The 13,508-nt window shown below is 44.4% G+C and carries 8 protein-coding genes, 1 tRNA gene and 1 riboswitch; of the genes, 6 read left to right on the top strand and 3 right to left on the bottom strand.

Annotated elements, in window-relative coordinates; translation table 11 throughout:
• Positions 1-44 precede the first annotated feature (44 nt).
• A complete protein-coding gene (locus tag MSG34_RS07735; RefSeq protein ID WP_248336925.1) occupies positions 45-1,289 on the bottom strand; it encodes a carbohydrate porin in 1,245 nt (414 codons plus the stop codon).
• A gap of 848 nt (positions 1,290-2,137) precedes the next feature.
• On the opposite strand from MSG34_RS07735, the gene MSG34_RS07730 reads away from it, so the two are divergent.
• Both MSG34_RS07730 and melB read left to right on the top strand, forming a co-directional pair.
• Positions 2,138-4,255 carry an alpha-galactosidase gene (locus MSG34_RS07730; RefSeq protein WP_248336923.1) on the top strand — a complete coding sequence of 706 codons (2,118 nt, stop codon included), beginning with the start codon at positions 2,138-2,140 and terminating at the stop codon, positions 4,253-4,255.
• Between the two features lie 475 nt (positions 4,256-4,730).
• Positions 4,731-6,104 (top strand): melibiose:sodium transporter MelB, encoded by a 1,374-nt coding sequence (melB, locus tag MSG34_RS07725; RefSeq protein ID WP_048610537.1) that lies wholly within the window; start codon positions 4,731-4,733, stop codon positions 6,102-6,104.
• A gap of 405 nt (positions 6,105-6,509) precedes the next feature.
• Here the strand turns inward: melB and MSG34_RS07720 are convergent.
• Positions 6,510-6,585: transfer RNA gene (locus tag MSG34_RS07720), tRNA-Asn, on the bottom strand.
• Between the two features lie 509 nt (positions 6,586-7,094).
• Between MSG34_RS07720 and uvrB the strand changes: the two genes are divergently transcribed.
• The 3 genes from uvrB to luxU all read left to right on the top strand — a co-directional run bounded on the left by uvrB (position 7,095) and on the right by luxU (position 11,184).
• Positions 7,095-9,125 carry an excinuclease ABC subunit UvrB gene (uvrB, locus tag MSG34_RS07715; protein WP_248336921.1) on the top strand — a complete coding sequence of 677 codons (2,031 nt, stop codon included), beginning with the start codon at positions 7,095-7,097 and terminating at the stop codon, positions 9,123-9,125.
• Between the two features lie 300 nt (positions 9,126-9,425).
• Complete coding sequence (gene luxO / locus MSG34_RS07710; RefSeq protein ID WP_004734031.1) at positions 9,426-10,814, top strand: quorum-sensing sigma-54 dependent transcriptional regulator LuxO; 1,389 nt, start codon at positions 9,426-9,428, stop codon at positions 10,812-10,814.
• 25 nt (positions 10,815-10,839) lie between these two features.
• Positions 10,840-11,184 (top strand): quorum-sensing phosphorelay protein LuxU, encoded by a 345-nt coding sequence (gene luxU / locus MSG34_RS07705; protein ID WP_017066591.1) that lies wholly within the window; start codon positions 10,840-10,842, stop codon positions 11,182-11,184.
• A 75-nt stretch (positions 11,185-11,259) separates the two neighbouring features.
• On the opposite strand, the gene MSG34_RS07700 is transcribed toward luxU, so the two are convergent.
• Positions 11,260-12,147, bottom strand: a complete 888-nt coding sequence (locus MSG34_RS07700) for a YvcK family protein (RefSeq protein ID WP_048611585.1) — start codon at positions 12,145-12,147, stop codon at positions 11,260-11,262.
• A 194-nt stretch (positions 12,148-12,341) separates the two neighbouring features.
• A riboswitch (molybdenum cofactor riboswitch) is annotated at positions 12,342-12,494 on the top strand.
• On the opposite strand from MSG34_RS07700, the gene moaA reads away from it, so the two are divergent.
• Positions 12,483-13,472 carry a GTP 3',8-cyclase MoaA gene (moaA, locus tag MSG34_RS07695; RefSeq protein ID WP_009848642.1) on the top strand — a complete coding sequence of 330 codons (990 nt, stop codon included), beginning with the start codon at positions 12,483-12,485 and terminating at the stop codon, positions 13,470-13,472. Its footprint overlaps the riboswitch before it by 12 nt.
• Positions 13,473-13,508 lie beyond the last annotated feature (36 nt).

Genomic DNA, 13,508 nt, shown 5'->3' with positions numbered 1-13,508 from the left:
TGAGCGTCAATTCGTTGATTGAACAGACGCTCGGGTGTTGTGGTTTACCACCAAGTTTCTACGTTGAAACCAAAGGTAATCTCGTCAACAGTCTCGGCGTTGATGCTTGTTGCCGTTCCATAAACCTCGTTACCACGATCCCATTCGTTGTTGGATTCAGAGTAAGTCGCGAAGATACGGATAGATGGGCGAGCCCATACGCCTTTGCCAGCTTGGAACATTTGAGCGACAGTCACTTTGTACATATCATTGGTGCCTGAGCCGTTTTGTGCTTCTACCGTTTCGTAACCGACTTCAAGTGCTGTCGACATATAATCTGTCCAAGCATATTGAGGACGGGCACCGACACTGAACCATTTCTCACCATCGTTGTTATCTAGGTTGTTATCTTGATAAGCGACTGAGTACATGACTTGAACATCTTCACTGATATTTAAGTCACCGTGGTTAAATAGACGCCAGCTGTAGCCATCATGTTCGACGCCAGTGCTGTACTTTTTGTCTGAACCACCTTCAGCACTCATTAATCCGCCAGCTAAGGCATCAGTACCGTATTGGAAGGCCAAGGTGTTTGAGCCGTAGTTCCAAGCTTGACGGTAAAGAGCAGAGAGCATTGCGCCAGAAGTAGTAATGTCTTTATCGTCGTAGCTCGAGTTTTGCGTGGTCACGTAGTTCAAACCAAGAGTAAGATCCGCTGTGTCACTCAATTCAATACCGCTTAAGCGAGCATCAATATTGTGAAGACTACGCCCATCGTCACTTGACGAGTTTGGCGCCATCCAGGCCAAATGTGCATCCGCAAACCCTAGATCCCAATCTTCAATACCTAAACCCGTACTCGATGTATCCCAATACTTAACATCAATCATGTGGACTTCATGGCGACGATAAAAACGTTCTCCGGCCCATACTTTCGCGTTAGGTTGTCCATCGATAAGGCCATGGCCTGCTGACCAAAGCTGAATCGTACTTACGTCTCCCCAGCTATCACCGCTGCCTAGATAAATCGTAGTATCAAAATAAGCGTCATTGTCACGCCATACATCGGCTTTCACACCCGCTTCCCACCAATTCAGTTCATTACCTAAACGGTAGTTACCGTAACCTTGACCAGCTCGAATAACGTCGTTTCGTTCTCCTTTGCCATCGTTATGTTGGTCATTATCGGTGTAGATGTTGCCCCATTTCGCATAACCAAAATACGTTACGTTTTCCACTGCAGCGAAGCTGATTAATGGGGTGAGGGCCAGAGTGAATCCTAATGCTTTAACTAGCATTTTTTGTTTCATGAAGTGTCTCCATTATTTTTTATTTATGGATATTTTTATGTTTGAGTCCTAACTCGAGCGAGAGTGTAAATAAACTATGGAAACGTTTTCATGATGAGGTTGGCATTTTTACGCTATTGATGGGTTTGTGATTATTTTGTGTGATTTTGATCTGATTATTGAGCTTGTAGTGGCAGTTTTATAGAGGTTTCTGTGGGTTTTTAATGGAATCGTTTTCTATTTCAGAGGTGTTGAGGGGATTGATCGTGCGCTAGAGTTGAAGTTGCTCATTGTGTTCGAACATAGGTAACAGTGATGTGAGGCTAGATCTAGCAAGGGTTTGGGGCTTTGTGGAGGGGAAAAGCAGCCCAGTCAATGATAACTGGGCATGTGAGACAAGGAAGCAAGTATCAAATTAAATGCCGAAGCTAGGCTGCAAGCATTGCGTTCTATACCGTCAAGCTGGAATGTAAAAGTTAGGACCCAGGGAGACACTTCATAGTTGTACTCTAAAGGTTAAGAATACGAGTGTGGTGTGGTGAGTTCAAGAGGAAATGTGTGTGAGCCAATTTTCAAATGACAGATCCACCATAACGTAATGAATTTTAAGGGCTTAATTGTTGTTAAACTCCTGTTTATTTTAACGTTATAGCGCTTTAATTAATGTGGAATATCCCTATTTGGGGGGGCTAGGAGCATATGTGTTGAGGTGGTGGTTGGCATAAATCTTTGAATTAGGGGGTATTGTTTGAATCTATTAATCTCAAAATATTTAATGGAAACGTTTTCATGACTTTGGGTTTGATCACAGAAACTCTCAGCTTAATAATTATGATACGGGGTAATTAAACGCGTTAAGGTTAAATAAAATGACGAATAAATCCCTAGTAGAAATTACGGGTAAAGACTCGCAACTGATCGTTGAACTTGGTGATTTCGCCGAAATTCTGCATTGGGGAGTTCCAGTTCGTGGCGATCTAGCGAACTTTCGTGTTTCTCTACAAAGGCCAGTTCCTTACGGTCGCCTTGATAATGATGTCGCTATGTCGCTGAGCCCAGAGCTCGGACGCGGTGTATTCAGCAGTCCAGCATTAGAAGGGCACCGAGACGGATTGGACTGGGCGCCTGTTTTCTCTATTACGGATATTCAGCAAACACCATCTAGCCTAATCATTGAGAGTGAAGATGCGCGTGCAGGCTTACGTTTAACAACCGAGTTATGCCTTGATAAACATGATGTTGTGAAATCTCGTCACACCTTAACCAACGTTAAAGCCGGCCTTTATCAGGTGAACCGTCTCGCCAATACTTTACCATTACCAGCAAGAGCTAATGAGTTGATGACGTACTACGGCCGCTGGGTACATGAGTTCCAAACGGTGCGTCAGCCCTTACAGCAAGGGGGCTATCAGCAAGAAAATCGTCGCGGACGAACGTCTCACGAACATTATCCAGCGATGGTTGTCGGTACGGCTAATTTCAATGAAATGGTAGGTGATGTGTGGGGGATTCACTTCGCTTGGAGTGGTAACCATAGATTGCGCGCGGATGTAAAAGCAGACGGTCGTCGCTACGTGCAAGCGGAAGTTATTTATCTACCGGGCGAGATTGCATTGGATGAAGGTGAAAGCTTAACGACACCTTGGTTATATGCCAGTTTCAGTTCGGAAGGCCTAAATGGAATGAGCCACCAGTTCCACTCCCATGTGCGTGGTTCGATCTTGCCGGAGTCTTTCGTACAAAAGCCTCGACCTATCCATCTTAATACATGGGAAGGCATCTATTTTGACCATGATCCTGATTATATTATGTCGATGGCTAGCCAAGCCGCGGATATGGGAGTAGAGCGTTTTATCATTGACGATGGCTGGTTCAAAGGGCGCTGCGGAGACAAGGCTGCGCTAGGGGATTGGTTCTTAGATGAAGAAAAGTACCCAAATGGTTTAGAGCCGATAGTTGAACACGTTAATCAGCTGGGTATGGAGTTTGGATTGTGGTTCGAACCTGAGATGATCAATAAGGATTCTGACTTATACCGAGCCCATCCAGACTGGTTGCTTGCGGTTGACGGCTATGATCAACCAACGGGCCGCAATCAATATGTTGTCGATCTTCAGAATCAACAAGCATTCGACTTTTTGTTTGAGCGCCTTGACCACTTCTTAAGTAAGTACAACATTGCTTACATTAAGTGGGATATGAACCGAGAGGTTGTACAACCTGCGCATCTAGGCAGGGCTGCGGCTCATCAACAAACCGCTCGTTATTATGAGTTGGTCGATAAAGTCCGAGAGAAGCACCCAATGGTTGATATTGAATCGTGTGCGGCTGGTGGTGGTCGTATTGATTTTGAGGTTCTTAAGCGTACGCAACGTTTTTGGGCGTCTGATAACAATGACGCTCTGGAAAGACAAACGATTCAGCGCGGGATGAGTTACTTCTTCCCTCCTGAGGTAATGGGAAGTCATATTGGTGCGAGCCTCTGCCACAGCACTCGTCGTCGTCATAGTATTGAGTTTCGTGGTCTAACAGCACTGTTTGGTCATATGGGGATTGAATTAGACCCTGTGAAAGAAGTTCAAGAAGAGAAAGAGGGCTTTGAACACTACATCAAGCTACATAAGATGCTGCGCCCGTTACTGCATAGCGGGAGAACTTGGCGAGTACCAACGGACGATAGTGCCCATCAAATCCATGCGGTCGTTTCCGAAGATGTGTCAGAAGCGGTGGTGATGATTGCACAGCTGGCGATGCCAACCAATTCGTTGAGTGGCCATTTGCGGATACCTGGGCTAGATCCACAAAGCCTATACAAGATCTCTGTGATTGATAAACCGTCAAACTACGATGATATTGTGAATTATCAACCGCCATGGACAGAGTCTGGCTGTGAATTATCAGGTGCTTGGTGTGCCGAGGTGGGGCTGACGATGCCAATACTCGATGCAGAAACAGCGATGCTGATTAAGTTTGAACGTATCGAGTAAGTTTTAACATAGACCTTATATTTGACGAACCGCGTAGGTGAAATTACGCGGTTTTTTATTGCCTTTAATAAGCCGTCATGAACTATCTAATCAATTTGATGTGCCCTTATAGATTGGAGAGCTGTAGGTATTCCCACCGCGATACTGCACTTATGTAATCGTTCTCATGCGTTACTTCACACTACGAACTGTTTTGAGCACTTTAATTAGCGATATTCTCTATCAATTCGAGGGTTTTATTGTTCGATCTCTCACTTTAGATATTTGACTGAAAACGTTTCCATTGAGTGGTTGTTGATCACAGTATCTGTGCGTTGGAATGGTTACATTAGCGTCGGACTTGATACTTGAGTGTTTTAAGAAGCGACCACAGAGTGGCTCTAAAACAGAACTTGAGTGGATAAATTATTATAAATAAAAGGTAAGCGTTTCAACGTCTGTTAGGAGATGAAGTTACGCGCCTGAAGGAAATACTATGTCTGATCAAATTACTCTACAAACCAAATTATCGTATGGACTTGGGGCTTTAGGTAAAGACTTTGCCTGTGCTCCGATCTACATCTTTTTAATGTTTTACTTCACTGATGTTGCTGGGCTGTCAGCGGCGTTCGTGGGTACTATCTTTTTGGCCGCGCGCATTGTCGACGCGGTGACCGACCCAATGATGGGCGTTATCGTTGATAACACGCGCTCTAAGTTTGGTAAATTCCGTCCTTGGATAGTGATTGGAACTCTGTTAAATGCTGTAGTGCTTGTTGGCCTTTTTAGTACGCATATGTTTGAAGGCACTACGTTATACATTTATGCAGCGGCTGCTTATATTCTGTGGGGCCTTACGTACACTATTATGGACATTCCATACTGGTCTTTGATTCCTGCACTATCGAGCTCTCGTCAAGAACGTGAAAAGCTGGTTGTTTGGCCACGATTGTTTGCTAGCTTGGCGTGGTTTATTACGGGTACTTACGGGCTACACATTGTCGGTAAACTGGGTGATGGCGACCAAGGACAAGGTTTCTTCAACGTTGCTATATTGATTGCTGTTCTGTTCGTGATGAGTGCATTCTTAATTGCTCGCAACGTAAAAGAAAAATCTGCACCAGCAAATGCTAAACCAGCTGAGCGTTTCAGCTTTAAAGATGTAATGGTTATCATTGGTAAGAATGACCAACTAAAAGCACTTATTGGTACCGTATTGTCGTTCCAAATAGCAAACTTGTTGGTGGGTGGTTTTGCGATTTACTACTTCTCTTACGCTTTAGGCAACGCTGACTTGTTCCCCGTTTATATGATGGTGGCAGGTATCGCTGAAGTTGCAGGCGTATTCTTGTTCCCTCGTATTGCATCAGTGTTACCACGCAAACACCTATGGGTTATCGCTTGTGGCTTCCCAGTGCTGTCTTGTATCACTCTACTTATCATGGGCTTTATCGCTCCAGGTAACGCGATTCTAATCGGTATCGCAGGTGCTGCTATCAAGTTTGGTGTGGGTATCGCTAACGCACTGCAAACTGTAATGCTGGCAGATGTTGTTGATTACGGTGAACACAAAACAGGTCGTCGCAGTGAGAGTGTTATCTTCTCTGTTCAAACGATGCTTGTTAAGTTTGCAGGCGCGGCTGGTGGTTTTATTGTTGGTATGGGCTTGTCTGTGGTGGGTTATGTACCAAACGTGGAACAGTCTGACAGCACTATCATGGGACTGCAGTTTATGATGGTAGGTTTACCAGCGATTCTAATGACGGTAAGTGCTCTTGTTTATAAGCGCTACTATCACCTGCATGAAGGGTTTGATCAAGACCAAGCCGGTAAAGAAACTCAGACTAATGTTGTTACAGCAGAAGCATAACCGCTAAAACGACGTCTCATCTAGAATAACGCTCAGTTTAGTCACTAAGCCCAAACGCCTCCTTGTGAGGCGTTTTTTTATGGATGTTAGCTAATCAAAGCTGTGCCTGTAGAGCTTTTGTTTCGACTAAAACGCAAAAAGCCGCATCGAGTGATGTGGCTTCTTTAAATTTGGCTTCCCTGCGGGACTCGAACGCGGACGGCCAGTTCTGAGACATAAACTTGGAACAAGTTAGTTGCAGTTATATACGAAAAAGCCCAATCTTTCGATTGAGCTTTCTTCTAGAATTTGGCTCCCCATGTCGGGACTCGAACGTGGCCGACTAGGTCTGAGACATTGGTTTGGTACAAACCAGTCGCTTTAAAACGCAAAAAGCCGCATCGAGTGATGCGGCTTCTTTAAATTTGGCTCCCCCTGCGGGACTCGAACCTGCGACATACGGATTAACAGTCCGCCGTTCTACCAACTGAACTAAGGGGGAATTGCTTGTTAGCGACGCGAATTCTAATAATTGTCCTGATTTCTGTCAATAAAAAATATCAGAAAAAAGTAAGATAAAAAACTTTACTTTCTTGAACGCCTTATTGGATTTAGCTTTGCTTTAGTTATCCACCAAAATTGTGGATAAGTGTGTGTGTGAAACTTTAACAACAATAATTGGGATAAATCGAAAAATGTAAAAATCTTATCTAACGTAATGTATTTAAAAGATTTATAGCAAAATATCGCAATTGTATAACTTTTGTAGATTATAAAACGAACAGTAAAACAAGCGGTATTTTTAGGTTTTTTGGGGAAAAGTAGTGGATTAAAATTCGAGTAATTTAGCTGGGGAAACTTTGCAGGGGCACGGATAATACCAAGTTCCAAAAATAAAAGCTATAACTGATCTCTGATCTTAAGATGCATTTCTCTAGATAATTGTTGCAACGACACTCCTCCTAGAGTGACAATGACCTGATTAAAAAAACAGTATGGAAATGGCGACCTATGAGTAAACTCTTTGACTTGGTATCGGACTACAGCCCGTCCGGTGACCAGCCGACGGCGATAACCAAATTACTAGATGGACTAGATTCTGGTTTGGCACATCAAACTCTATTAGGGGTAACGGGCTCTGGTAAAACCTTTACCCTTGCCAACGTCATTTCCCAATCTCAAAGACCTGCGATCCTGTTAGCGCCTAACAAGACATTGGCGGCTCAACTTTACGGTGAGATGAAATCTTTCTTTCCAAACAATGCCGTTGAGTATTTTGTTTCTTACTACGATTACTACCAACCTGAAGCCTACGTTCCAACCACGGACACATTCATCGAGAAAGATGCGTCTGTGAATGCTCATATTGAACAGATGAGGCTTTCGGCAACCAAAGCCTTACTAGAACGAAAAGACGCCATCATTGTGGCTTCTGTGTCGGCTATCTACGGTCTTGGTGATCCTAAGTCTTATTTGAAGATGATGCTTCATTTGAGTCGTGGTGAGGTGATGGATCAGCGAGACATCCTACGCCGCTTGGCTGAGCTGCAATATTCAAGAAACGATGTCGCCTTTGAACGTGGTCAGTTCCGAGTTCGTGGTGAGGTGATCGATATCTTCCCGGCTGAATCTGACCAAGATGCGGTTCGAATTGAGATGTTCGATGACGAAGTCGATTGCATTAGTATCTTTGATCCACTGACTGGTGCGGTGAAACAAAGAGACTTACCGCGTTTTACAGTTTATCCAAAGACTCACTACGTAACCCCAAGAGAAAAAATCCTTGAGGCGATTGAGAACATCAAGGATGAACTGCGCGATCGTGCTCAATATTTAAAAGACAACAATAAGCTTTTGGAAGAGCAGCGTATCTCTCAAAGAACTCAGTTTGACATTGAGATGATGACTGAGCTTGGCTTCTGTTCCGGTATCGAAAACTACTCACGATACTTGAGCGGCCGTGCGGAAGGGGAAGCGCCGCCAACGTTATTTGACTATCTACCTGATGATGGTTTGCTGATCATCGATGAGTCACACGTGACTGTGCCGCAAATTGGTGCGATGTATAAAGGTGACCGTTCTCGTAAAGAAACCTTGGTCGAGTTTGGCTTTAGACTGCCTTCTGCATTGGATAACCGCCCAATGAAGTTTGAAGAATTTGAGTCTATAGCCCCACAAACGATTTTTGTGTCGGCAACACCAGGTAATTACGAGATTGAGAAATCAGATGGCGAGATTGCTGATCAAGTGGTGCGTCCTACTGGCCTGTTAGACCCAATCATCGAAGTACGTCCGGTTGCGACTCAGGTGGATGACTTGTTGTCTGAAATCAGAATCCGTTCAGCGAAAGAAGAGCGTGTTTTGGTTACCACGTTGACCAAGAGAATGGCGGAAGACTTAACCGAATACCTAAGTGAGCACGGCGTTAAAGTGCGTTACTTGCACTCGGATATCGATACCGTTGAGCGCGTAGAGATCATCCGAGACCTACGTTTGGGCGAGTTCGACGTGTTAGTGGGCATTAACTTACTTCGTGAAGGTTTGGATATGCCGGAAGTATCGCTGGTGGCGATTCTTGATGCAGATAAAGAGGGCTTTTTGCGTTCTGAGCGTTCTCTGATCCAAACCATTGGTCGTGCAGCTCGTAACTTGGAAGGTCGAGCAATTTTGTATGGTGATTCAATCACCAAGTCGATGAGAAAAGCGATTGATGAGACTGATCGTCGTAGAGAAAAACAACAAGCTTACAACGAAGAGCAAGGTATCACGCCGCAAGCGTTGAAACGCAATATTAAAGACATTATGGAACTGGGTGATCTAACCAAATCGAAGCAGCAGCGCCAATCGAAGCAAGTTCCTTTATCTAAGGTGGCTGAGCCTTCTGAAAGTTATGCAGTACTTACGCCACAAGAGCTTGATAAAGAGATCAGCAAGCTAGAAGCTGCGATGTATCAGCATGCTCAGAATCTGGAATTTGAATTGGCCGCACAGAAGCGTGATGAAATTGAGCAGTTAAGAAAGCAGTTTATTACCAACAGCTAATCTCACTTTTCACTCGAGAAGTATTCCCTCAACACAAGAATTGAGAGTGTTTCAGACAAAAAAACAGCCAGTAGTAAATGTTCTACTGGCTTACGTTTGTGAACACTCAGTCCACTAACAACGTCAGTTGGCTAGGTGACCCGAAGGTCATTTATACCGTTGCATCGTTCGTGCCAGATAGATAAAACATTGATTGTTTGAAGTAAGTAAAAAAACACACTACAAATATTGTGGCTAATTTGCATAATGCAAAGCGGAATGCGACTATAATAAGAAATGCAAATTATAAATGGCTAGGATATGCAATCAAAAACGCTAGATAACAAATCGAAGTATTTGTTGATGGTAGAGGATACCGCTTCGGTAGCAGCTTTATATCGCTCGTATCTTACACCGCTCGAAATTGATATCAACATTGTTGGCACTGGCCGCGATGCAATCGAGAGTTTGAATCATCGAATCCCAGACCTTATTTTATTAGATCTACGTCTGCCTGATATGACGGGTATGGACGTGCTATTTGCTGTAAAACAAAAGTACCCTGAAGTTCCGGTTATCTTCATGACGGCTCATGGCTCTATCGATACCGCCGTAGAAGCGATGCGTCATGGTTCTCAAGATTTCCTTATCAAACCGTGTGAAGCCGACCGACTCCGTATTACGGTGAACAACGCGATCCGCAAAGCCACCAAGCTTAAAAACAGCTCGGAACACCCGGGAAACCAAAATTACCAAGGTTTTATCGGCAGCAGCCAAACCATGCAGCAGGTTTATCGAACGATTGATTCTGCTGCATCGAGTAAGGCGAGCATTTTCATTACTGGTGAAAGTGGCACCGGTAAAGAGGTATGTGCAGAAGCCATTCATGCAGCGAGCAAGCGTGGCGATAAGCCTTTCATTGCAATCAACTGTGCCGCTATCCCTAAAGATCTGATTGAAAGTGAGTTGTTTGGCCACGTTAAAGGTGCCTTTACCGGTGCTGCGACCGATCGCCAAGGTGCAGCTGAGCTTGCTGATGGCGGAACACTGTTCCTTGATGAACTGTGCGAAATGGACTTAGAGCTACAGACTAAGCTTCTGCGCTTTATCCAAACCGGTACTTTCCAAAAAGTCGGTTCTTCAAAGATGAAAAGTGTCGACGTTCGTTTTGTGTGTGCGACCAACCGTGACCCTTGGAAAGAAGTACAAGAAGGTCGCTTTAGAGAAGATCTATACTATCGTTTATACGTGATTCCACTGCACTTGCCGCCATTGCGCGAGCGTGGTGAAGATGTCATCGAGATTGCGTATTCTCTGCTAGGCTATATGTCGGTCGAAGAGGGGAAGGCGTTTGTACGTTTTGCTCAGGAAGTACTTGATCGTTTTAATCAATATGAGTGGCCGGGTAACGTTCGTCAGCTACAAAACGTGTTGCGAAACGTGGTGGTTTTGAATAACGGCAAAGAGATTACTCTCAACATGCTTCCACCACCGTTGAACCAACCGATTGAAAACAGTCTGCGATTGAAAGAGAAGCAGAATGAAGACATCACGGTAAAAGATATTTTCCCATTGTGGATCACTGAGAAAACGGCTATCGAACAAGCCATTAAAGCGTGTGATGGCAACATCCCCCGTGCGGCAGGTTTCTTAGATGTCAGTCCATCGACGATATACCGTAAGTTGCAAACGTGGAATGCGAAGCAGTAATCAACAAAAAAATAAGAAAATAATAATGACGAAAGTATTAAATCAGCAAAAAGTTGATGAGCTTGCCGGCGAAATAGGCCAAGAGAATGTCCCGGTTTTACTGGAAATCTTTTTAGGTGAGTTGAAAGGCTACTACGAACACCTAGAGATAAATAAAGAGTCGGATACCTCTAAGTACTTGGCTGATATCAGTCATGCACTTAAGAGCAGCGCAGCAAGCTTTGGTGCGGATTCTTTGTGTAGTTTTGCGATTAGCTTAGACGCAAAAGTGAAGCAAGCGTTGCCGGTGACAGAGGTTGATTTTCAAGATATGCAAGACCTCCTGTTATCGACGTACACTGAATATCAGCAGTTGATGACGGATCTTTAAAACGGCGAGTTATTACTGAGATTAAAAAAGGAGCATGATGCTCCTTTTTTGTTGTCTGCGATTTTAACTTATGGCTTAAGCCAACTGAGCTTCAATGGCTTGTTGAAGCTTCACACGGTCGTGTCGCCAATCTCGGTTTGCTGATGCAAGATCTGTAGTCACACAATTCCATTGCCCTTCTAATTCAGGGTGTGGTTCATTGCCCAACACTATGTCTATCTTTCTTGCCTTACAGGTACGTTCACACCACTCCAATTGTTCTTGAAGCGTCATTTTCCCTGCGGGACCGTGCTCTGGCGAAAGGTTTTCAACGAAGATAACTTTTGCCTTGGTGTTCTCAGCGATTGCTTTCCCAATCTCTGGAAGGAGAAGAGGGGGCATCACACTGGTTAAAAAGCTTCCAGGGCCAAGGACAATGCAGTCTGCTTGCTCAACGGCAGCAACCGCTTCTTTGGTTGCTGGTACTTCTGGAGACAAGTCCATCATGCGCAGTTTTTCTGTCATGTCATCAACGTTGGTTTCGCCGGTTACCCAGCGGCCGTCCATTGATAGAGCCGTGAGGTCTGAAGGATGCTCGGTCATCGGGACGATATTGACATCGACCTTGAGCATATTTCGAATCAGGTTAATCGCTTCCAGTGGGCGAACGGAAAGGTTGTCTAACGCCGTCAGCATTAGATTACCCAAGTTATGACCGTCTAGCTCACCTTGACCACGAAAGCGGTATTCGAACATCATCGAACTGATTGAAGGTTCTGTGATTAATTGGTTGATACAGTTGCGTGTATCTCCCCATGCGATGCCACCTTGGCAATCTCGAATACGTCCGGTGGAACCGCCGTTATCTGTCGTTGCAACAATGCCAGTTGCGTTGTTACCAAAGTCTTTTAATGCAGCTAACATGCGACCTAAGCCATGGCCACCGCCGATTGCTACGACTTTCTTAGAAGAGTAAATATTCATTTATTGTTCTTGTTAGGTTATTACCAACTATAATTTAGGTTAAATGCTTCTCGCTATATACTCAACAAGAGTTATTTTGAGCGTTTGATACGTTTTTTTTGCCGATGTGACCCGTTTTTTACCATCAGAGCTAGATTCACGTACAAATATTAAGTATTTTATTACTCAGCTACTGCGCGTGTGAATATAACGCTCAGTTGCCATAACTCCGAGCTCTCGCATGCTAAGTCGCACAGTGGTATTTGCTGTACCGATACGCATCAAGAGCCAGTGACATGTTGTCACAAGGGCTTAATTGGAAATGATTATGCCTCCCGTGTTTGGAAAGGTGTTCCGTGGCGCAACAATTCGAAGATAGATTCCATCGCAAGTTTTATTACTTGCGCTTGTCGGTTACAGACGTCTGTAACTTTAAATGTACTTACTGCTTGCCAGATGGCTATAAACCATCAGGGCAAAAAAACTCGTCTTTTTTAAGTGTTCCCGAGATCAAACGCGTTGTTAAAGCGTTTGCAGATTGTGGTACCTCAAAGATCCGCATTACAGGCGGAGAGCCGAGTCTGCGTAAAGACTTTCCTGAAATCATACATACCGTTGCTTCTACTCCAGGCATCGAAAAAGTAGCCACCACAACCAATGGCTACCGCATGGAGAAACAAGTAGGGCAGTGGCGTGATGCTGGTTTAACCCATATAAACGTGAGCGTGGATAGTTTAGATTCGCGCATGTTCCATCAGATCACTGGTGAGAATAAGTTTACTGAGGTTATGCGAGGTATTGATAAAGCGTTTGAGGTTGGCTTTGAACAAGTCAAAGTAAACGTTGTATTAATGAAAGACCTCAACAGTCAGGAATTACCAGCCTTCCTTAATTGGATCAAAGACAAACCTATTCAATTGCGTTTTATCGAGCTGATGAAAACCGGCGAAATGGACGAGTTGTTCGATAAACATCATGTGTCTGGCGTTGCGATTCGCAACCAGCTTATTGCTAATGGTTGGCTGCTAAAAGTCAAAGCTGTTAACGATGGCCCGGCGCAAGTGTTTGTCCATCCAGACTACAAGGGTGAAATCGGTTTGATCATGCCTTACGAGAAAGACTTTTGTGAGAGTTGTAACCGTCTGCGCGTTTCTGCGACCGGTAAACTTCACCTATGTCTGTTTGGCGACCATGGTGTTGAACTGAGAGATTTGATTCAAGAAGATCAACAAGAGCAAGAGCTCATTGATCGAATTCAGGCTCAGCTTCAAACCAAGTCCGTTAGCCACTTCTTACACGATGGCAACAGCGGCATGACTCCAAACTTGGCGTCAATCGGCGGTTAACCCGCTACATACTCTAAAGCATTTTGTCGCTCAGCT

Source organism: Vibrio sp. 1CM2L (genome assembly GCF_023161695.1).
Taxonomy (GTDB): Bacteria; Pseudomonadota; Gammaproteobacteria; order Enterobacterales; family Vibrionaceae; genus Vibrio; species Vibrio coralliirubri.
Note: the sequence above shows the minus strand (reverse complement) of the source record. Positions and strands in the feature narration are given on the sequence as shown.

What these genes read in the sequence shown, in the direction of transcription:
- MSG34_RS07735 (WP_248336925.1), bottom strand. Translation starts at nt 1,289, where the DNA reads ATGAAACAAAAAATGCTAGTTAAAGCATTAGGATTCACTCTGGCCCTC.
- MSG34_RS07730 (WP_248336923.1), top strand. Translation starts at nt 2,138, where the DNA reads ATGACGAATAAATCCCTAGTAGAAATTACGGGTAAAGACTCGCAACTG.
- melB (WP_048610537.1), top strand. Translation starts at nt 4,731, where the DNA reads ATGTCTGATCAAATTACTCTACAAACCAAATTATCGTATGGACTTGGG.
- uvrB (WP_248336921.1), top strand. Translation starts at nt 7,095, where the DNA reads ATGAGTAAACTCTTTGACTTGGTATCGGACTACAGCCCGTCCGGTGAC.
- luxO (WP_004734031.1), top strand. Translation starts at nt 9,426, where the DNA reads ATGCAATCAAAAACGCTAGATAACAAATCGAAGTATTTGTTGATGGTA.
- luxU (WP_017066591.1), top strand. Translation starts at nt 10,840, where the DNA reads ATGACGAAAGTATTAAATCAGCAAAAAGTTGATGAGCTTGCCGGCGAA.
- MSG34_RS07700 (WP_048611585.1), bottom strand. Translation starts at nt 12,147, where the DNA reads ATGAATATTTACTCTTCTAAGAAAGTCGTAGCAATCGGCGGTGGCCAT.